Source organism: Amycolatopsis sp. 505 (genome assembly GCF_031625235.1).
Taxonomy (GTDB): domain Bacteria; phylum Actinomycetota; class Actinomycetes; order Mycobacteriales; family Pseudonocardiaceae; genus Amycolatopsis.
Genome location: NZ_JACKQP010000003.1, coordinates 484919 through 504489 on the forward strand (window position 1 = coordinate 484919; position 19571 = coordinate 504489).

The window sequence follows — 19571 nt, forward strand, 5'->3', positions numbered from 1 at the left end:
CGAGCCGTTCACCGTCAACAACCGTTTGCCGCACCCGGCTCTCCCGCGCCGCGCGCCGCCACCGCGTCGAGCAGCTCGGTGGCCGTCGCGCAGGCTTCATCGGTGATGATGTGCTCGGTGCCCGGGTCGATGCGCAGGTCCACCTCCGCTCCGGCTTGCCGCAACACCGCGGCTGTCTCCTCGACCCGGTACCGGGGTACCCACGGATCGTGCTCGATGCTCCGCAGCACCACGGGAACCCCGCGCAGGGCCCGGCTGCCCGGCGCGGGCGGGGTGGTGCCGGGGTAGCCGCCGGTGAACAGGACCAGCCCGGCCACCGGCCGCGGGGCGCTCAGCACCAGGTGCGCCAGCAGGCAGGCGCCTTGGGAAAAGCCCCACAGCACCACCCGGTCACCACCGAAACCGGCCTCGGCGAGCCGGTCGAGGGAGAACTCCAGCACCTGCACCGCCCGGTCGAGCGCGGGCTGGTTGCGCTCGACCGGCTCCAGGAACGACAGCGGATACCACGTGTTGCCCTCGGCTTCGGGCGCGAAGAACCGCGCGGACGCCGTGCCGAGCCGACGTGCCGTCGCCCGCATGAAGGCGGGATCCTGGCCGCGCCCGTGCACGGCGAGCACGGCCAGCGCGGCCCGGTCCGCCGGAGCGCCCCATTCGGTGAGCCCGGCCGTCACCGCGATTCCTGCAGATCGAGGAACACCCACCGCGCGCCGGGGGCCAGGCCGCTCAGGAGCTTGCCGCAGTTCTGCAGCACGACCGGGCTGGAGGTGACGTGCTGGGTGCCCGCGTGCAGGTCGCGGAAGAACCGCTGCAGGACGCCGTGGCGCAGGGCCGCCGTCGCCGCCCATTTGTAGACCGTCTGGCCCACCGCGTGCACCGACCACGTCGTGTTGTTGAGCATCAACCGCGTCAGCGTCTCCTGCTCGGTGTCCAGCGGTTCGCCGCGGTCCAGGGTGGCTTCGTTGGCCGCCCAGACTTCCTTCGCCCACGCCTGCGCCGCCCGCAGTTTCGCCTCGGCCTGGGCGTATTCGGCGTAGAACTGCTGCGTGTCCACCGACGCCCCCGGGACGCCGGTCTTCTTGGCCGCCAACGCTTTCAGCTCGTCGAGCATCCGGCGTCCGACGCCGAGCGCCCAGCCGGTGTGGCAGACCCCGGCCATGTTCGCCAGCCCCATCCGGTAGATCGCGCCGCCGTGCCGGACGTCGGTGGTCGCGATGCCGTACACGTGGCTCTCCGGCACGAACACGTCCTCGCACACGTAGTCGTGGCTGCTGGTCGCCCGCAGGCCCATGACGTCCCAGTTGTCGATGACGGTGGCCTGCTCCTTGGGCAGCGTGAAGACCAGCGGTTCGCCGGTCTCCGCGCACAGCGCGGCGGTGTGGATGTGGGTCGCCATCGAGATCCCGGACGCGAAGTGCCAGTGCCCGCTGATGCGGTAGCCGCCGTCCACCCGGACGGCCGTGCCGAGCTTGGTGCCCTGGCCGGCGATGAGCGCGTGATCGCCGCGGCCGGCGTCCGGGTACAGGTCCGCGGCGGCCTCCGGGCCGAGGTAGGCGGCCGTCGTGCCGGTGACCATCTGCACGGCCATGAACGCCCAGCCGGCCGAAGCGTCCGCATAGGACAGCCGGGCGATCGTGTCGATCACCTGGCGCGGCGAGAACTCGTAGCCGCCGAGTTCGCGCGGGATGCCGATCTTGAACGCGCCGGTGCCCTGCAGGGCCTTGGCGGGCTCGTCGGGCACGCGGCCGAGGACCTCGCCCTGGTCGGCGGTGTCCTCGATGAGCGGCGTGATCGCGTCGAGCCGGGCCATGACCGCGTCGAACTCGGCGCTGACGTGCAGGTGGTTCACGGTGTCCCTCCTCGGTGGGCAGCGTGGGCAGGATCCAGCCGATGACGGGCCGCACGGTCTCGTCCGAGTTCGCTCGGCCGGCAGCGGGCCCATCGGGCAGGTGACCTCGTGCCCGCCGGCCGCGTGCGGTGCGGTCATGCGCGCCGCCCTCAGATGTCGATCGGTTCCAGCCGGCCCAGGATCTCGTCGCGGCGGTGTTCGAACTGTTCCGGCAGCTGGAAGCGGCTGCCGAGCTCGTGCGGGGACTCGTCGCAGGTCCAGCCGCCGTCGGCGTGGGTGACGGCCAGCTCGAACAACGCGCCGCTCGGGGTGCGGACGTAGACGCTCTTGAAGTACTTGCGGTCCTTGAGCTCGGAGATGTCGGTGTAGCCGCGGCCTTCGATCTCGAACTTCAGCGCGTCCTGGTTCTCCAGGGTGGCGGCGTTCCACGCGAAGTGGTGGTAGGTGCCGGCGCCGTAGCCCCAGGTGCCCTGGTCGTCGGTGCGGTTGACGGTGATCTCGAGGTGGTTGCCGTGCTTGGCGTCGCCGATCTGCAGCCCGATGACGTCGCCCTCCTCGGCGAGGCCGTCCTGGGCGTGGAACGACTCGCCGGCGAATTCGACCATGCGGTCGGGCGTGGCCATGTGCACCCCGACGCCGTGGATGCCGTGGATCGCGTGCTCCGGCGGCACGCCGTGGCCGGGGTGGCCGGCCCGGTCGTCGCCGCTGTTGCCGACGAACCGGTACTCGATGCCCGAGGGGTGCCGGAACGCGAGCCGGCGCTTGCCGAACCGTTCGACGTCGGTGACCTCGACGTCGTGCTCGGTCAGCCGGCCGTGCCAGAAGTCCAGCGAGTGCTCCGGAACCGACAGCAGGACCTCGCGGGCCTGGTTGGTGCCGCGCTTGCCGAAGAACCCGGCCTGCGCCCACGGGAAGGTCGTGACGACGCTCGAGGGGTCGCCCGCGGCGTTGGAGTAGTAGAGGTGGTAGATCGGCAGGGAACCGTCGAACAGGACGGTGCGCTTGATGAAGCGCAGGCCGAGGATCTTGACGTGGAAGTCGACGTCCTCCTGGGCGTCCGCCACGGAAAGCGTCACGTGGTGCGAACCTTGCACGTGGGTCATGGATGGCTCCTCTGCGCTGAGACGTCCGCCGACGCGAACTCTAGGAACACCGCGAGCCGGCAGGTGGCGCCAGAGCGCACGGTGGTGTCGAGCCGGCGCACTGGTCCGCGGCGCGGAGGCTGGGTACCGTGGGCGGGACCGACCGTGGAGTGCGCCGATGACGTCATTCGCATCGCTGCCCGAGCAGTTCACCGGCTTGGCACCGCGACCGATCACGCTCACGTCGTGGGCGGCCGCGGTCCGGCGCAGTGTGCTGAGCATCGAGTTCGATTGCGACCGGCCGGAGCAGTTCACCGGCCGCGTCCGCGACCGGCACCTGCACGGCGTCAGCTTCGTCGACATGGCCTCCGGACGGCACGCGGCCCACCGCGACCACCGCACGATCCGCCCCGCCGACGCAGGGTTTTACGTGCTCACCCTGCAGCTCGCCGGCGAAATCCGCATCGCGCAGGACGGCCGGGCCGCGCTGCTGAAACCCGGTCTGTTCGCGTTGTACGACTCGGGCAAACCGGCCACCCTGACCGTGGGCGACGGCTACCGCTCCACCTGCATCCGGTTCCCGAAGAGCGCGATCACGTCCCGGCCGGGCGATCCGCTGGCCGAGATCACCGCGACGCCGTTCGCCTGCGCGCCGGGCCTCACCGACACGGTGTGGAGCACGGTGCTCAGCGTCAACCGGAACCTGGAGGCGCTCGGGCCGCACGGGCCCACCGCCGTCCGGTCGCTGATGACCCTCGTCGGCACGATGCTGCGCAGCGAACTCGGGCCCCGCGTGCCGGCGCGGCCCCCGCACGAGGAGCTGCTCGAGCGGATCCTCGCCCACATCGACGGCCACCTGGCCGACCCCGGTCTCGACCCCGGCCGGATCGCCGCCGCGCACTTCCTTTCGCCGCGGGCGCTGCACAGCCTGTTCGAGCGGACCGGCACCACGGTGTCCCGCTGCATCCGCGACCGCCGCATCGAACACTGCCGGCTCGACCTCGCCGACCCGGCACTCGCGCACGTCCCGGCGTCCGCGATCGGTGCCCGGTGGGGGTTTCGCGGGGCATCGCACTTCGGGTCGGTTTTCAAGCGGGCGAACGGCTTGGCGCCCGCAGAGTTCCGGCGGCGGGTGCTTGAGGGTGGTCCGCTTGGCGTTTCGTGAGGGCGTGGGGTGGTTGAGCGGGGTGGTGCTCGCGGGGTTCCGGTGGCGGTGCTTGTGCTTGGTCCGCTCGGCGTTTCCTGCGAGCCGGCCGTGGTTTCAGCGGGTGGCGCCCGCGGAGTTCCCGCCCGAGGTGTTTGCGGGTGGTCCGCTCGGCGTTTCGTGAGGGTCTGCCGTGGTTTGAGCGGGTGGCGACCGCGGGGTTCCGGTGGCGGCCGTCCGGCGTTTGTTGGGGATGCGCCGAGGCTTGAGCGGGTGGCGCACGCGGAGTTCCGCCCCGCGGTGCTTGCCGGTGGGCCGCTCGGCGGTTCCCGATGGTCTGCCGAGGCTTGAGCGTTCCTTGAGCGCCTGGCGTGTTACTGCCGGTGGAGGCCGGCGAGCACGGCGTCCAGGCTCGGGAGCCACCGGCGCTGCGGATCCGGGGCGACCAGCCACTCCGCGCCCGGCGTGCCGCGCCGGGGGTCGAGGGGCAGGGGGAGCAGCGTGCCCCACGCGAGCACCTCGACGGCCCGGGGGAGTTCGAACTGCGGCGGGATGAGGCCGTCGGTTTCCGCCAGGATCGCCACCCGTTGTCCCTGCTGGGTCGGCATGACCACGGCCGGGCCCTGGCAGCCGTTGGCGGCGAGCCGCGCCAGGACCGGGGCGGCACTCAGCTTCGGCAGCGTCGCGGCGCAGATGCCGTTCTCCAGCGACAGGAACGGCTGGCTCCCGCGCCACTGCACCGACCAGCCGAAGAGCCGCCGGTACACCGCGTCGGCCCGGTCGCGGGGCGAGACCGGCTGCAGATCCTGGTCGAGCGACATCTTCGGCGCCTTCCGCTCGGGGTGAGGATGCCAGGTTAGCGGCACTGAGTGCCACTAGCAAGCCGGGCTGCTACTTTTCCCGTCATGACCGACGCACCGCACCGCGCGCCCGCCACCCGGGCCGGCGCCACCCCCGCGGGCCGGCGGCGGCTGCGGCGCGCGCTCGCCGCGGCGGCCGTGGACCTGTTCGCGGCGAACGGCTACGAGGCCACCACGGTGGACGACATCGCGGCCGCGGCCGGCATCGGCCGCCGGACGTTCTTCCGGTACTTCGAAACCAAGGACGACGTGCTCTTCGCCAACCACGACGAGATCGTGGCCGAGATGGAAGAGGTGTTCGCGGCCGCGGACCCGGGGCGCGATCCGGTCGAAGTGGCGTGTGCCGCGGTCGGCCTGGTCCTGGACGCCTACGCCGACGACCTCGACGTCTCGCTCAAGCGCTTCGCCTTGACCCGCGCCGTGCCTTCCCTGCGCGACAAGGAGGTCGCGACGGTCGATCGCTACCAGCGCGTGCTCACGCGGTACCTGCAGGCACGGTTCGAGGACCAGGGCGACGAGGCGGCCAGCCTGCGTGCGGCCGTGCTCGCCGCGGCGATCGCCGCCGCCAACAACCACGTCCTCCGGCGCTGGCTGCGCAGTGGCGGGAAGGGCGACATCCAGGCCGACGCGGCCGAGGCGTTCGCGCTGGTCGCCGACGCTTTCCGAGCGCGGGCCGGCACCGAGGGCGGCGACGCCGCCACGGTGGTCGCCGTGCTGACCACGGCGACTCCGCTGCAGCAGGTGCTCGCCGAAGTCCGGGCCGCGCTCGGTGGCGAGCGGCCCGTTTCTTGACCTGGATGGCACTCAGTGCCACGTCCGGACAGGCTCACGGCGAGTCCGGCAACAGCCACCCGGGCGAGGCGGTGGCGGTGAAGGCGATCGGCCTTGGCTGCCGGTGTTCGTCACGTCGTCAAACGCGCATTCTGTTTCCTCGCAGTGCTTCTTGATCGTCCGATGTGGACAGTGACCGCGCGTGCGTGACACTACCGTGACCAGTCACCTGATTGGCGGGTTGGCATCCCTTCGGTGCTCGGTATGGTTTTCACCAACTGGCATCGGATTCGACCGTTGGTGCCGGGGAACTTCTGGGGGCTCGCTCGGGGGAATCGCAGACACGGTGCACGGCGCCGTCGGCGCAGGGTCGCGCCCGCAGTCTGCCGCAAGCGCGCACGGACGCTCGGCTCGCGTGGCGCTTTCCCTTCACCAGCGCGGCTTCCGGAGCTGATCCCGTTCCCCGGCGTGGGAGGAGCGACAGTGCAGCAAGCCGGAACGGTACCGGCGCTCGTCGGGCAGTGGGTGAGCCGCACACCGGAGGCCGAAGCGGTCGCCGACGCGCGCACCGGCGCGAGCCTGACCTACGCCGAGCTGTGGCGGCGTTCGGGCCGGTTCGCCGGCGAGCTGGCGGCCGCCGGTGTCGGGCGCGGCGACGTCGTCGGCGTCACCGTGCCGCGGTCCCCGGAGCTCGTGGTGGCCGTGCTCGGCATCCTCCGGGCCGGCGCCGCCTACCTGCCGGTCGACCCCCAGGCCCCGCCCGGCCGGGTCGCGACGATCCTCGGGGACGCCGGCGCGCGGGTCGTGGCCGGCCCGCCCGCCGCGAACCTGCCGTCGCTGCCGGTCCCGGACGCCGGTGGCGGCCCGGCGGCACCGGAGGTCGAGCTGACCGGGGAAGACGTCGCCTACGTCTGTTCCACGTCCGGGTCCACCGGGACGCCCAAGGGGGTGCTGGTCCCGCACCGCGCCGTCCGCCGGCTCGCGACCGGGGCGCGGTTCTGCACGCTCGGCCCCGGGGACCGCGTCGCGAACACGGCCAACCCGGCCTTCGACGCCACCACGTTCGAGCTGTGGAACACCCTCGGCAACGGCGCCACCGTGGTCGTGCTGCCGACCGTGGCCGAGCTGCCGCCGCCGGAGTGGGCGCGGCTGGCCCGGGACGCCCGGGTGTCCGCGGCTTTCCTGACGACGTCGTTGTTCCACGCGGCGGCGCGGGAACACCCCGCCGCCTTCGGGTTCCTGGACACGCTGGTGGTCGGCGGCGAACAGCTCGACCTCGGCGCGGTGCGCGAGGTGCTCGCCCACGGCGCGCCCGGCCGGCTGGTCAACGGCTACGGGCCGACCGAGACGACGACCTTCGCCACCTTCTTCGACTGCACACCGGAGTCCCTGGCCGGGCTGGACCGCATCCCGATCGGGTTCGCGCTGCAGGAAACCACCCTCGCGGTCGTCGGCGAAGACGGCGAGCCGGTCGCGGCCGGGGAGACCGGCGAGCTGCTCGTCGGCGGCGCCGGTGTCGCGCTCGGCTACCTCGGGCGGCCGGACCTGACCGCGGAACGGTTCGTGTCCGACGAGACGGGCGCGCCGAGCTACCGCACGGGAGACCTGGTGCGCGAATTGCCCGGTGGCGCGCTGGAACTGGTCGGGCGGCGCGACCGCCAGGTGAAGCTGCGCGGGTACCGGATCGAGCTGGAGGAGATCGAAAAGGCCGCGGCGGCCGTCGACGGGGTGGCGGCGGTGTTCGTGGAGAAGGTCGGCGATGGCCCGTCGGCGTGGCTGGCGGGGTTCGTGCTGCCGGCGGCGGGTGGTGGCCCCGGTCCGGCGGAGCTGTCGGCCGCGCTCGGCCGGGTGCTTCCGGCCTACATGGTGCCTGCCCGCTGGATCGTGCTCGACGAGGTTCCGCTGGGAGCTACCGGGAAAGCCGACCGCGCGGCCCTGCTCGCGTCGCTGGATCGGCCGCCCGGCTCTCCGGTTGCGCCGCCCGGGCCGGCTGCAGGGTCGGCGGCCGGCGTGCTGGGTCGGCCGTCTGGCGAGCCGCCGCGGTCGTCCGGTGAGCCGGCGGGGGATGTGCTGGAGCGGGCGTGGCGCGAGGTGCTGGGCGTGACCGGCACCCCGGCCGATGCGAACTTCCTCGACCTCGGCGGGAATTCCATCCTGGCCATGCAGGTGGCCTCCCGGGTGCGCAGCGGCCTGGGGATCGTGCTGGAACCGGCGGACGTCCTGCTGGCGGAGTCGTTCGGCGAGCTCGCCACGCGGGTTCGCGAGCTGCAACACCCATGAACGGCCCCGCTCCGGCCGCCGTGATCCGGCGGCCGGGGCGGGGTGATCACGACCGGAAGGCGTCCCGGTGGGCCTCGGCGGCCGCGTGCAGCTCCGGCGAATAGCGCACCCGGCCGCCCGGGCCGCCGTAGCGGCGCTTTCGGGTGCCGCCGGTCCGGCGGATCATCGTCAGGCTGTTCTGGGTCAGTTTCTGCGATTCGAGGAGGTTGACGACTTCCAGCTCACCCGGATTCGTGCGGGCGAACTCGCCGATGTACCGGACAATCGCCTCACCCTCCGGATAGGTCAGCAGATAATGCATCAGGACGATTCCGCCGTCCGGGTTGATGCGTTCCCAGAAATTGTCGAAAAAGTACAGGCACTCCCAGGCGTCGACCCACGCGAAGTCGATCGGTGCGAACCCCTCGGGCAGCCGGTCGGCGCAGTCGCGGATATCGGCGTTGACGACCGTCACCAAGTCCTCCAGCCGCAGTTCCCGGAGCACGCCGAGCACCCGTTCGGCCGAGGACTCGGGGATCGACAGGTCGTCGACGGCGACCAGGGACGGCCGGTACGGCCGGAGGTGGAACTCCGGGGTGACCAGGGCCGGCGCGGCGTTGAGCCACGTGTCGTCGAGCTCGTCGTGGTCGGCGAGGTGGCGGCTGGTCTTCTCGGCGAGCGCCGCCGACTCGGCGGCCACCTGGTCCCGCACGTCGGCCAGGGCCGCGGCCAGGAACGGGGTCGTGTACCCCATGCCGACCTCGAGCACCCGGCTCGGCCGGTGCAGGCAGACGAGGTCGGCCAGCAGCCGGGCGATCACCTCGGTGCCCATCTCCGGCACCCGCAGGCGTTCCGCGGCGGCCTGGAATTCGGCGGTGACAAAGCGGTTGAGCTGCACTTTTCCCCCTGGTGCGTGGACGTGGGTCAGCGACCCCGGACGACCGCGGTGACCTCGATCTCGATCAGCGCCTCGGGCCGGAACAGGGCGGCCACGGCGACGGTGGTGCTGGTCGGCAGGTCGCCGGTGAAGTACCGCGCGCGCACCTGCGCGTACGCCGCCCGGTCGGCCATGTCGGTGAGGTAGGTCCGGATGTTGACGACGTCGGCGAACCCGGCGCCGTGCGCCTTCAGGATCGCCCCGATCACCTCCAGGGTCCGTTCGGCCTGCACCGCGACGTCGCCCTCGCCGACGATCGCGGCGTTGTCGTCGTCGAGGGCGACCTGGCCGGAGAGGATGAGGAGCGCGCCGTCGCCGAAGTCCAGCCGGGCCACCTGGGAGTAGGGGCCGGCCGGGGCGGGCGCGGTCGCCGGATTGCTGAGCTCGGTGCGCATGTTCGTCCTTTGTTCACCTGCCGGGAATTCCGATTAATCGGCGAGGCCCGGTCAATTCGATCACGTCCGCCCGGCACGATACCCGATCGGCTTCGAGGGTGAGCGAATGATCAGGGAATCGCCGACGAAGGTGGGTCGTGACCCAGATCACATGATGATCTACGAAAAGGTTGCCTATGGTGGTCGGCAGGGGGTGTGAAAGTTGCGCGAAATTCGCGAACAAGGTCGAATTCCGACGTCCTCGCCCATTGCTTCGGCCGATCGGCCGCACGGCGGTCCCGGCCCGGGGGAGGCGCCGCTGTCGGCGGCCCAGCGCCGCCTGTGGCTGATGGACCAGGCCGCCCCGGGCGCGGCCACCTACAACGTCCCCGTCTTCCTGCGGTGGCACGGCCGGGTGGACGTGCCCGCCCTGCGGGCCGCGCTCACCGAGGTCGTCCGGCGGCACGAGGTGCTGCGCACCCGGTACCTCCTGCGGGACGGCGATCCCGTGCAGCAGGTGGTCCCGGCGGCCCCGGTCGACGTCGAGGTCGTCGCGACCGAAGACGCCCGTGAAAGCGCTTCACACCGGGTCGCCCTGCCGTTCGACCTGGCCGCGGGCCCGGTCCTGCGCGCCACCGTCTTCCACGGCGCCGAGGACGCGGTGCTGCTCGTGCTGCACCACATCGCCTTCGACGGCTGGTCGCTCGGCCGGCTCGGCACCGACCTCGCGCTGGCCTACGACGCCGCCGTGCGCGGCCGGCCGGCGCGGCTGCCCGGGCTCGGCGAGCAGTACGCCGAGTTCGCCCGCCGCGACGCCGCGGACGCCGGCTCGGCCGAAACCGCGGACCGGGTCCGGCAGCGGCTGGCCGAACTGGCCGGGGTGCCGGCCGGGCTGACCCTCGCCGGGGCCCTGCCGAAGGAGCCCGGCCGCCGGGTGGTCCGCGACGGTGCCGAGCAGGTCGCCGTCCTGCCCGCGCCGCTGTGGCAGTCGGTGGCGGACTACGCGCGGGCCCACCGGTTGACGCCCTTCGTGGTCCTGTTCTCCGCCTTCCAGTTGCTGCTGCGGCTGCGCTCGGCGCGCACGGAGTTCCTGGCCGCCGCGATCACCGCCAACCGGAGTTCGGTCGAGGTCGAAGACCTGGTGGGGTTCTTCGTCAACACGGTGCCGCTGCGGTGCGCCGTGCCGGACGGCGCCGGCTTCACCGAACTGTGCCGCCGGGTGCGCGGCGAGGCCTACCGGGCGCTGACCCACCAGCGCATCCCGTTCGACCGGCTCACCGCGGCCGCCCGGACCGAGCTCGTCGACGTTGCCTTCGCGCTGCAGAACTTCCCCCGGCCGGCCGCGGACGTCCCGGTGCGCTGGGACCAGCCGGAGATCCTGCCGACCGGCACGGCCAAGTTCGACCTCCTGCTCACCGTCGAGCCGCGCGGCGACGAGGCCCGGGTGAGCCTGGAGCACGACACCGGCCGGTACCCCGCCGAGGTCGCGGCCGCGCTGCTTGAGTCCTATGTGGACATCCTGGCGCTGGTCCTCGCCGACCCCGCCGCCGACCTCTCGCGGTTCGCCGCGGAGCCGCCCGCCGAAGAGCCCGTCCGGGCGGAAGCGCCTGCCACCACGGCGTTGTCCGGCACGCAGCACCGCGCCGCGGAGCTGTTCGCAGCCGCGCTGGGCGAGCTGGGGGCGGAAGCGGGGCAGCTCGGGCCCCGGGCGGACTTCTTCGCCCTGGGCGGGCATTCGCTGCTCGTCGTGCGCATGCTCCGCAGGATCGAGGAGGAGACCGGCGTGGCCCTCTCCGCCCGGCGGTTCCTGGCCGACCCGACGGTGGCCGGGCTGGCGGCCCTGCTCGCCGAACCGGCCCCCGCCGCGGCGGCGCCGGCCCCGGCCGATCCCGGGCCGGAGCGCCCGGCGACCGCGGCACAGCAGCGGTTCTGGTCGCTGGACCGGCTGCCGTGGCTGCGGCAGGCCTACGTCGTGCCCGCCGTCCTCGAGCTGCCCGCGGGCACCGACCCGGGCAGGCTGCGGGACGACACCGCCGAGGTGCTGGCCCGCCACGACGCGTTCCGCTCGGCCTTCCGGCTGGACCGCAAGCGCCGCCGGGTCGTGGTCCGGGCCGGCGACGCGGTGCCGCCGGTGACCGTGACCGACGCGCGGGCGTGGGACGCGGCCCGGCTGGCGGCCCACCTCGCCGAGGCCTGCTGGCGCGGGTTCGACCTCGCCGCGGGACCGCTCGCGCGGGCCGAGGTCGTCCGCCACCGCGACGGCGTGCTGCTGGTCGTCGTGGCCCACCACATCGCCTGCGACGGGCCGTCGATGGACCTGGTGCTGCGGCAGATCGCGGCGCTGGGCCGCGGCGAGCCGCTCGCCCCGGCCACCCCGCCGTCCCCCGCCGAGGAAGCGGGAGCCGACCAGGACACCGAAGCCGTCATCGCGCGGCTGGCCGGGGCACCGGTGGACGTCGAGTTGCCCCACGACCGGCCCCGGCCGCCCGAGCAGAGCACCGAAGCGCTGGTGGTGCGCGCGTCGCTCGGTCCCGAGCGGGCCACCGCCCTGCGCGCGGCCGCGACCGCCGCCGGGTGCACGCCGTTCCTGCTCGGCGCGGCGCTGCTCGGCGTCGCCCTCGCCCGCACCGGCTCCCAGCGCGACTTCCTCTTCGCCTTCCCGTGGTCGACCCGCTCGGCCCGGGACGAAGAGGTGGCCGGGATGTTCGTCGACACCCTGCTGCTGCGCGTCGACCTGCGGGACGGCCCGTCGTGGACCGAGCTGCTGAGCCGCGTCCGCGCGGCGGGCCAGGCCGCGTTCGGCACGTCGCTGGCGCGCTTCGACGCCGTCGCCGCGGCGCTCGACCCCGACCGCGACACCAGCCGGCCGCCGGTGACCCCGGTGTACCTGACCGTGCGCGACACCCCGCCGCCCGGCCGGCTGCGGCCCCTGGAACCCCTGCACATCAAGTACGAGCTCGAGCTCACCGTCGTCGACGACGCGGGCGACCTGGCCTTCGAGCTCGCCGGGCTGACCGCCCTGTTCGACCGCGGCACGGCCGAAACCCTGCTCGCCGCGATAGTCACCGCCGCCGAGGACCTCAGCACCGGTCCGTCGGCCCGGCCACTGGAGGAAATGTGACGACCAGCGAAGGAACCGGCACCGAACTCGAGGAGCGGGTCCGCGCGGTGTGGGCGGAGATCCTGGACCTCGCCGACCCGGCGGCGCTGCCGCTCGACCGCAACTTCCTCGACGCGGGCGGCTCGTCGCTGCTGCTCGTGATGCTCTGGGAGGACCTGCGCGAGCTGACCGACCGGCAGCTGCGGGTGTCGGACCTGTTCCGGCACTCGACGATCCGCGCGCAGGCGGCGTTCCTCGCCGGCACCGAAGACCGGGTGGCCGCCCCGGCGGGCCCGGCCGCGCGTGGTGCCCTGCTCGGCCGAGCCGGTGGGCGGGCATGAGTTCTCCGACCGATATCGCCGTCATCGGCGTCGGCTGCCGGTTCCCCGATGCCTGGACGCCCGCGCAGTACTGGCGCAACATCGAGCGCGGTGTCGTCTCGATGCGCGAACTGAGCGACGAGCAGCTGCGCGCGGCCGGGCACTCCGAAGCGGCCCTCGAAACGCCCGGGTTCGTCCGGGTCGGCGCGTCGCTGCCGGGCGTGGCCGACTTCGCCGCCGAGTTCTTCGGCTACAAGGCCCGCGAGGTCGACGCCATCGACCCGCAGCAGCGGATCTTCCTCGAAGCCTGCTGGGAGGCCCTGGAGTCGGCGGGACACCCGCCGCGCCCGGACGGGCCGGTCACCGGGGTCTTCGCCAGCAGCGCGGCCGGCAACTACTCGGCCGCGGTGTTCGCGGCGCGCGTCCGCGACGAAGGCCTCGCCGCCGCGGTCGGCGACCTGGACCTGACCCTGGGCGGCCAGGCGGACTTCATGACCTCCCGCGCCGCCTACAAACTGGGCCTGCGCGGGCCTTCGGTGAGCGTGCAGACCGGGTGCTCGTCGTCGCTGACGGCGGTGCACTACGGCACGCTCAGCCTGCTGTCCGGCGAGTGCGACCTGGTGCTCGCGGGCGGGGCGACGGTGCTCGACCCGCTGCTCGGCTACCAGCCGGCTCCGGGCGGGTGGGTGTCGGAAGACGGGTACGTGCGGTCCTTCGACGCGAAGTCGAGCGGGACGACGTACGGCTCGGGCGTCGGCGTGGTCGTGCTGCGGCGGCTGGCCGACGCGCTCGCCGACGGTGATCCCGTGCTGGCGGTGCTGCGCGGCACCGCGGTCGGCAACGACGGCGGCGATCGCCTCGGGTACGTGGCGCCCAACCTGGACGGCGTCGCGGACGTCGTGGCGGCCGCCCTGCGGGTCTCCGGCGTCCCGGCCGGGCTCGTCCGCTACGTCGAGGCGCACGGCACCGGCACCCCGCTGGGGGACCACGTCGAGCTGCTGGCGCTGGCCAAGGCGTTCCGGCTGAGCACTGCGGACACCGGCTACTGCGGGCTCGGCTCGGTGATGGCGAACATCGGGCACCTCGGCCCGGCGGCGGGCATCGCCGGGTTCATCAAGGCCGTGCACGTCGCCCGCACCGGCGTCCTGCCGCCGCACCCGGCGTTCGACTCCCCGCGGGACCCGGCCGAGCTGGCCGCGAGCCCGTTCCACGTGCCGACCGAGCGGGTCGCCGACCCGGCCGCCGACCGGCACGTCCTGGTGAACTCGATGGGCGTGGGCGGGACCAACGCGGTCGCGGTGCTCGCCGCGCCGCCGGAGCCGGCACGTCCTCCGGCGGAGGCGGGCGACACGGTCCGGCTCGTGCTCTCCGCGCGCACGCGGGCCGAGCTGGACGCGTTGTCGCGGCAGCTCGCCGATGAGCTCGACACGCCGGGCGCCCCGATCGGCGACATCGCGCACACGCTGCGGGTCGGCCGGGCCGCGTTCGGCGAACGGCGGGTCGTGACGGCCCCGCCCGGCCGGCTCGCCGCGGCCCTGCGGCTGCCCCGGCCCCCGCTGGCCGCCACCGCCCGCCCGGCGCCGCGCCGCGCGGTCGTCGTCGGGACGCAGCCGCCCGCCGGCCTGCTCGCCGCCCTCCCTCCGGACACCACCGTGTCCACTGTGGACCCCGGGGCGGCGGACGGGATCCACCGGATCTTCGCCGACGGGCCGGGCGGGCTCGACGAGCTGCTGACCACGGCGTGGCTGAACGGCGTCGACGTCGACTGGGCGGCCGCCGCGGGCGAGACCGGCCGCCGGGTCCCGCTGCCGACGTACCCCTTCCAGCGCAAGCGGTTCTGGCCGCTGGACCGGCTGGACGTGTTCGCGCCCGCCCGCCCGGCCGAGCCGCCGGCGGCGGCGGCGACGGGGTCGCTGGAGGACGACATCGCCGCCCTGTGGGGTGAACTGTTCGAGCGCGAGACCGTCGGTGTCGACGAGGAGTTCGGCGCGCTGGGCGGGACGTCGCTGCTGTCGGTGCAGATGGCGCTGCGGCTGCAGCAGCGGCACGGCGTGCTGGTCAACGTCCACCGCGCGGGCGGCAGCCGGGCCACCGTGCGGCGGCTGGCCGGGATCGTGCGCGCGCAGCTGGCGGACGGCACCGCCGAGCCGTCCGAAGTGGACGACCACGGCGTACTGGTCGACGCCGACCTGAAGCTGCCGCTCGCCCCGATGTCGCGGCGGCGGGCGCCGGGCCGGGACGTCCTGCTCACCGGCGCCACCGGCTACCTCGGCGCGTTCCTGCTGCACGAGCTGCTGAAGACGACGCCGGGCCGGGTGTACTGCCTGGTGCGGGCCGCGGACCCGGCGGAGGCGGCGGCCCGGCTGCGGGAGGCGGCCGCCGCGGTGGCGCTGCCCGCGCCCGATCCGGACCGAGCCGTCGCCGTGCCCGCGGACCTGCGCACCTTCGGCGAGACCGCGGACGCGCTGGCCGACGGCGTGCTGCCGGACCGGATCGGGCACGTCGTGCACTGCGCGGCCCGGGTGGTGTTCACCGAGCCGTACCGGGTGCTGCGCGAGGACAACGTCCTGCCGCTGGTGGACCTGCTGAACTGGGTGCGCCGCCACGGCATCCGCGACTTCAGCCTGGTCTCGACGCTGGCCGCGACCGCTCCGGCGAGCGGGACCGACGGCACCCGCCTGGAGACGCGGCGCCAGCCGCTGCACCCCGACCTCGGCGGCTACGGGATCAGCAAGTGGGTCGGCGAGCGGCTGCTGGAGCGGGCCGAAGAGGACGGCATCCGGGCGCGGGTGTTCCGGCCGGGCCTGATCATGGCGGCCGGCGACACGGGCGCGTGCAACACGCGGGACCTGGTGTGGCTGATGCTCGCCAGCGGCTTGGCCACCGGTACCCACCCGCTGGACGACCGCGCCGAGCCGGTCGCCCCGGTCGACGTCATCGCGCGCGCGATCGCCGAGCTGGCGCTGAGCCCGGCCTCGGCGGGCCGGGTCTACCACCTGGCCGACGAGCGCTCGATCGGCACCCGGGACCTGTTCGGCCTGCTGGCGGGCACCGGCCTGGAGACCGACCCGATGCCGTTGCCGGATTGGCGGGCGATGGTGGCCAAGGAGGCGCTGGCCCGCGACAGCCGCGTGCTGTCGGCGGTCGCGCTGTACGAACTCGAGGGCCACGAGCTGGCCGAGGACGCGGTGCAGGTGCGCGCTTGGCAACCCTGGCTGCGCCGGCGAGGCCTCAGCTCGGCCATCGACGGCGCGCAGCTGCGCCGAGGCCTGGCCTTCCTGGCCGCGCACGACGAAGCGTTCGGCGAGCTGCTGCCGGAACTGGCGAGGGAGGGCAAGTGAGCGGCGAACGGCTGGCGGTGCTCGGCGCCGGGGTGATGGGCACGGCGATAGCGACGCCGGCGGCGGGCCACGGCCTGCCGGTGAAGGTGGTCGAGGTCGATTCGGGGCGGCTGGCGGCGGTGGGCGCCGAGGTGCGGGGGCGGCGGGGCGGTGTCCCGGCTCGGGAGCTGCCGGAATTAGCGAGGGAGGGCAAGTGAGCGGCGAACGGCCGGCGGCGGGCCACGGCTTGCCGGTGACGGTGGTCGAGGTCGATTCGGGGCGGCGGCGGGGCAACATCCCGGCTGGGGAGCTGCCTGAACTGGCGAGGGAGGGCAAGTGAGCGGCGAACGGCTGGCGGTGCTCGGCGCCGGGGTGATGGGCACGGCGATCGCGACGCTGGCGGCGGGTCACGGCCTGCCGGTGACGGTGGTCGACGTCGATCCGGCACGCCTCGAGGCCGTCGAGGCCGACATACGCGGCCAGCTGCGGCTGGCCCAGCTGATGGGGAAGCTGCCCACCGACGTCACCCCCGGGGAAGTCACCCCCACGGACAGCATCGCCGCGGTGGCGGAGGCCGACGTCGTGATCGAGTCGATCACCGAGCGGCCCGAGCTGAAGGCGAAGGTGCTCGCCGAGGTGTCGGCCGTCGTGCGGCCGGGGGCGCTGCTCGTCTCCAACACCTCCGCCATCCCGATCGACGAGCTCGCGGCCTCGGTCACCCACCCCGGGCGGCTCGTCGGCATCCACTTCATGAACCCGCCCTACCTGATCCGCGCGGTCGAGCTGATCCGCGGGCCGCGCAGCACCGACACGGCGATGGCCGCCGCCACCGCCCTGCTGGACCGGCTCGGCCGGGAACCCGTCGTCGTCGGCGACGGGCCCGGCTTCGTCATCAACCGGATCCTGCAGCGGACGATCAACGAAGCCGCGCGGATCGTCGAGGAGGGCATCGCGACCCCCGAGGCGGTGGACGCGGCGTTCACCGGCTGCCTCGGGCACACGACCGGGCCGCTGGCCACCGCCGACCTGATCGGCCTGGACAACGTCGTCGACTCGCTGCGCGTGCTGCACGAACGCACCGGCGACGCGGGCTACGAACCGTGCGCGCTGCTGCTGCGCAAGGTCGCCGACGGCGACTTCGGCCGCAAGACCGGCCAGGGCTTCCACCGACACTGACCCGAGGAGAGCTGTGAGCACAACAACCAACCGGGAGCCGGTCACCGCGGACGCGGTCCGGGCGGATCTGCTGGCCTTCCTGGAGCAGCGCACGAAACAGGCCGTCGACCCCGATCTCGACCTGTTCGCCTCCGGGCTCGTCTCGTCGATGTTCGCCATGGAACTGGTGGTGCACCTGGAGAGCGCGTTCGGCCTGACGATCGGCGGCCCCGACCTCAAGCTGGACCACTTCCGCACGGTGACCGCGATGACCGCGCTGGTGCTGCGGCTGCGGGAGACCGCCGATGGCTGAGCCTTACGCCGAGGCGGCCGCCCTCGCCACCGGGCTCGCCGCGGACGCCGCCGCGGGCTGGGACCTCGCCGGGGAACTGCCCCGGGCGGTGTTGCGCGAGCTCGGCGTCAAGGGCGTCCTGTGCGCGCAGGTGCCCCCGGACCACGGCGGCCTCGGACTGTCCAGTGTGGACAACGGGGAACTGACCGCGCACGTGGGGACGCTCTGCGGTTCGCTGCGCAGCGTGCTGACGTCGCAGGGCATGGCGGCCTGGGCGGTGCAGCGGCTGGGCACCGCCCGCCAGCGCGCCGCCCACCTGACCGCGCTCACCGGGGGCGCGCTCGCCGGCGTGGCGTTCAGCGAGCCCGGTGCCGGCAGCGACCTCGCCGCGATGGAGACGACGCTGACCGTCGAGGGCGACGAGGTCGTCGTCGACGGCGCGAAGGTGTGGGTCACCGTCGGGGCCTACGCCGACCTGCTGGTCGTGATCGGGAAGCTGGCCGGCCAGGCCGGGTGCGTGGTCGTGCCCGCCGACGCGCCGGGGGTCCGCGTGACGCGGGTGCCGGACCCGCTCGGGTGCCGCGCCGCCGGGCACGCCGACGTCCGGTTCGACCGGGTCCGGCTGCCCGCCGACGCGCTGCTCGGCGGCACCGCCCTCCCGCTCGGCATGCTGGTGACGACCGTGCTCACCTACGGCCGGATCTCCGTCGCGTGGGGCTGCGCGGGCATGCTGCGCACCTGCCTGGCCGAGGCCGCCCGGCACGTCTCGGCGCGGCGGCAGGGCGGGGTGGCCCTGAGCGAGCACCAGCTCGTCCGCCGGCACCTGGCCGGCCTGTACGTCGCCGAACGGTCCGCGACGCTGGCCTGCGCCCGGGCCAGCCGGTGCTGGGACGAGGGCGACCCCGACCTCGGCGGCGCCGCCGTGCTGGCCAAGCACGTCGCCGCGACCGGAGCGGCGGCGGGCGCGGCCACCGCCGTGCAGCTGCTGGGCTCGGCGGGCGCCCGCGACGGGCACCCGGTCGCGCGCGCGTACCGGGACGCGAAACTGATGGAAATCATCGAGGGCAGCAACGAGATCAGCGAGCTCGTGCTGGCCGAAGAAGCCCTGCGGACGTGGGCATGACGGGAGCGGACATGATCGGGATCGGCACCGTCCACTGTGTCCTCCCCGAGGACTTCACCGAGGTGACGGCACTGTCCGAACTGGACTCGTTGCCGACCGAAGAGGCCGAGTTCGCGACGGCCAGCGGGGTATCGCGGGTCGGGGTCTTCCCGGAGGCCGACACGGCGGAGTACGCGACCCGGGCGTGCCAGGAGCTGCTCAAGGAGACCACCGGCGAACCCGACGTGCTCGTCATGGTCGGCCCGCGGGCGCCGGACGTCCTGCTGGGCTCGGACGTCGGCCGGGTCCAGGCCGGCTGCGGGCTGCAGAAGACGTTCTCCTTCACCGTCGACGGGCTCGGCTGCGCGGGCTCGAGCGTGGCGTGGGCGCTGGCCCGGGACCTGCTGCTCGCGGATCCGGCGAAGCAGAGCGTCCTGATCACGCACGCGAGCCGCCCGGCCGGCGCCGACCGCGTCCGCTACCCGGTCACCGTGATCGGGGACGGTGCCTACGCGATGACGGTGGTCCGCGGCGGGCGCCCGGAGCTGGTGGCGCACCGGCAGGAGACCGACGGCAGCTTCCACGACCTGTTCCGCGTCGACTACAAGCAGGCGCCCTGGTACGAGTGGCGCGAAGAGTGCTCCTCGCCCGACCGCTACCGGTTCGAGCTCGCCATGCACAGCAGGCTGCGGCTGAGCCGGCTGGTCGACGAGGTGCTCGCCGACGCCGGCCTGGGCAAGGACGGGGTCGCCGCCACGCTCATGCAGAACGTGACCGCGAGTGCGTACGACTTCTACGAAACCCTGCTGGGCCTGCCGATCCACCCGGTGTGCGCCCGGAACCTGGCCGGGTACGGGCACGTCGGCGCGATGGACGTCGTGCTCAACCTCGACGCGCTGCTCCGCTCGGGCGAGGTCTCGGCGGGGGAACACGTGCTGGTGTTGAACAACAGCCCGGTGGCCGCGTGGGCGGTGTCGCTGTGGCGGGTCTGAGCGGGAAGGGAACAGCG

18 protein-coding genes are annotated in these 19571 nt (G+C 73.9%); 12 read left to right on the forward strand and 6 right to left on the reverse strand.

The window, feature by feature from the left end; genetic code table 11:
• Positions 1 to 14: 14 nt before the first annotated feature.
• From H5965_RS13745 to H5965_RS13755, 3 genes are all read right to left on the reverse strand, one after another.
• Positions 15 to 671 carry a phospholipase gene (locus tag H5965_RS13745; RefSeq protein ID WP_310970056.1) on the reverse strand — a complete coding sequence of 219 codons (657 nt, stop codon included), beginning with the start codon at positions 669 to 671 and terminating at the stop codon, positions 15 to 17.
• On the reverse strand, positions 668 to 1846 hold the full coding sequence (locus H5965_RS13750; protein ID WP_310970057.1) for an acyl-CoA dehydrogenase: 1179 nt from the start codon (positions 1844 to 1846) through the stop codon (positions 668 to 670). Before H5965_RS13750 ends, H5965_RS13745 begins: the two co-directional genes overlap by 4 nt.
• Before the next feature lie 149 nt (positions 1847 to 1995).
• On the reverse strand, positions 1996 to 2949 hold the full coding sequence (locus H5965_RS13755; protein WP_310970058.1) for a VOC family protein: 954 nt from the start codon (positions 2947 to 2949) through the stop codon (positions 1996 to 1998).
• Positions 2950 to 3106: 157 nt separating this feature from the next.
• On the opposite strand from H5965_RS13755, the gene H5965_RS13760 reads away from it, so the two are divergent.
• Complete coding sequence (locus H5965_RS13760) at positions 3107 to 4093, forward strand: helix-turn-helix domain-containing protein (protein ID WP_310970059.1); 987 nt, start codon at positions 3107 to 3109, stop codon at positions 4091 to 4093.
• Between the two features lie 353 nt (positions 4094 to 4446).
• Here H5965_RS13760 and H5965_RS13765 read toward each other — a convergent pair whose 3' ends face one another.
• Positions 4447 to 4893, reverse strand: coding sequence for a glycogen operon protein GlgX (locus tag H5965_RS13765; RefSeq protein ID WP_310970060.1), 447 nt, complete (start codon positions 4891 to 4893; stop codon positions 4447 to 4449).
• 84 nt (positions 4894 to 4977) lie between these two features.
• On the opposite strand from H5965_RS13765, the gene H5965_RS13770 reads away from it, so the two are divergent.
• The gene (locus H5965_RS13770) at positions 4978 to 5724 is read left to right on the forward strand and encodes a TetR family transcriptional regulator (protein ID WP_310970061.1); all 747 of its coding nucleotides are present in this window, start codon (positions 4978 to 4980) and stop codon (positions 5722 to 5724) included.
• 462 nt (positions 5725 to 6186) lie between these two features.
• Positions 6187 to 7983 carry a non-ribosomal peptide synthetase gene (locus H5965_RS13775; protein ID WP_310970062.1) on the forward strand — a complete coding sequence of 599 codons (1797 nt, stop codon included), beginning with the start codon at positions 6187 to 6189 and terminating at the stop codon, positions 7981 to 7983.
• A 46-nt stretch (positions 7984 to 8029) separates the two neighbouring features.
• Here H5965_RS13775 and H5965_RS13780 read toward each other — a convergent pair whose 3' ends face one another.
• Both H5965_RS13780 and H5965_RS13785 read right to left on the reverse strand, forming a co-directional pair.
• Entirely contained in the window at positions 8030 to 8860 is an 831-nt protein-coding gene (locus tag H5965_RS13780) for a class I SAM-dependent methyltransferase (RefSeq protein ID WP_310970063.1), read from the reverse strand.
• 26 nt (positions 8861 to 8886) lie between these two features.
• On the reverse strand, positions 8887 to 9294 hold the full coding sequence (locus tag H5965_RS13785; protein ID WP_086852962.1) for a RidA family protein: 408 nt from the start codon (positions 9292 to 9294) through the stop codon (positions 8887 to 8889).
• 202 nt (positions 9295 to 9496) lie between these two features.
• Between H5965_RS13785 and H5965_RS13790 the strand changes: the two genes are divergently transcribed.
• From H5965_RS13790 to H5965_RS13830, 9 genes are read left to right on the forward strand one after another with little or no spacing between them, the layout of a single operon-like run.
• Positions 9497 to 12394: a condensation domain-containing protein gene (locus H5965_RS13790; protein ID WP_310970064.1), complete on the forward strand. Its 2898-nt coding sequence runs from the start codon at positions 9497 to 9499 to the stop codon at positions 12392 to 12394.
• Complete coding sequence (locus tag H5965_RS13795) at positions 12391 to 12714, forward strand: acyl carrier protein (RefSeq protein ID WP_310970065.1); 324 nt, start codon at positions 12391 to 12393, stop codon at positions 12712 to 12714. Before H5965_RS13790 ends, H5965_RS13795 begins: the two co-directional genes overlap by 4 nt.
• Complete coding sequence (locus H5965_RS13800; RefSeq protein ID WP_310970066.1) at positions 12711 to 16034, forward strand: thioester reductase domain-containing protein; 3324 nt, start codon at positions 12711 to 12713, stop codon at positions 16032 to 16034. Before H5965_RS13795 ends, H5965_RS13800 begins: the two co-directional genes overlap by 4 nt.
• Complete coding sequence (locus H5965_RS13805) at positions 16031 to 16231, forward strand: 3-hydroxyacyl-CoA dehydrogenase NAD-binding domain-containing protein (RefSeq protein ID WP_310970068.1); 201 nt, start codon at positions 16031 to 16033, stop codon at positions 16229 to 16231. The genes H5965_RS13800 and H5965_RS13805 overlap by 4 nt, the downstream gene beginning before the upstream one ends.
• Positions 16228 to 16353 carry a hypothetical protein gene (locus H5965_RS13810; RefSeq protein WP_310970069.1) on the forward strand — a complete coding sequence of 42 codons (126 nt, stop codon included), beginning with the start codon at positions 16228 to 16230 and terminating at the stop codon, positions 16351 to 16353. Before H5965_RS13805 ends, H5965_RS13810 begins: the two co-directional genes overlap by 4 nt.
• Positions 16350 to 17189 (forward strand): 3-hydroxyacyl-CoA dehydrogenase family protein, encoded by an 840-nt coding sequence (locus H5965_RS13815; protein ID WP_310970070.1) that lies wholly within the window; start codon positions 16350 to 16352, stop codon positions 17187 to 17189. The genes H5965_RS13810 and H5965_RS13815 overlap by 4 nt, the downstream gene beginning before the upstream one ends.
• Positions 17190 to 17202: 13 nt before the next feature.
• Positions 17203 to 17481, forward strand: a complete 279-nt coding sequence (locus H5965_RS13820; RefSeq protein WP_086851882.1) for an acyl carrier protein — start codon at positions 17203 to 17205, stop codon at positions 17479 to 17481.
• Positions 17474 to 18583 (forward strand): acyl-CoA dehydrogenase family protein, encoded by a 1110-nt coding sequence (locus tag H5965_RS13825; protein WP_310970071.1) that lies wholly within the window; start codon positions 17474 to 17476, stop codon positions 18581 to 18583. The genes H5965_RS13820 and H5965_RS13825 overlap by 8 nt, the downstream gene beginning before the upstream one ends.
• A complete protein-coding gene (locus H5965_RS13830; protein ID WP_310970072.1) occupies positions 18580 to 19554 on the forward strand; it encodes a 3-oxoacyl-[acyl-carrier-protein] synthase III C-terminal domain-containing protein in 975 nt (324 codons plus the stop codon). Before H5965_RS13825 ends, H5965_RS13830 begins: the two co-directional genes overlap by 4 nt.
• Positions 19555 to 19571 lie beyond the last annotated feature (17 nt).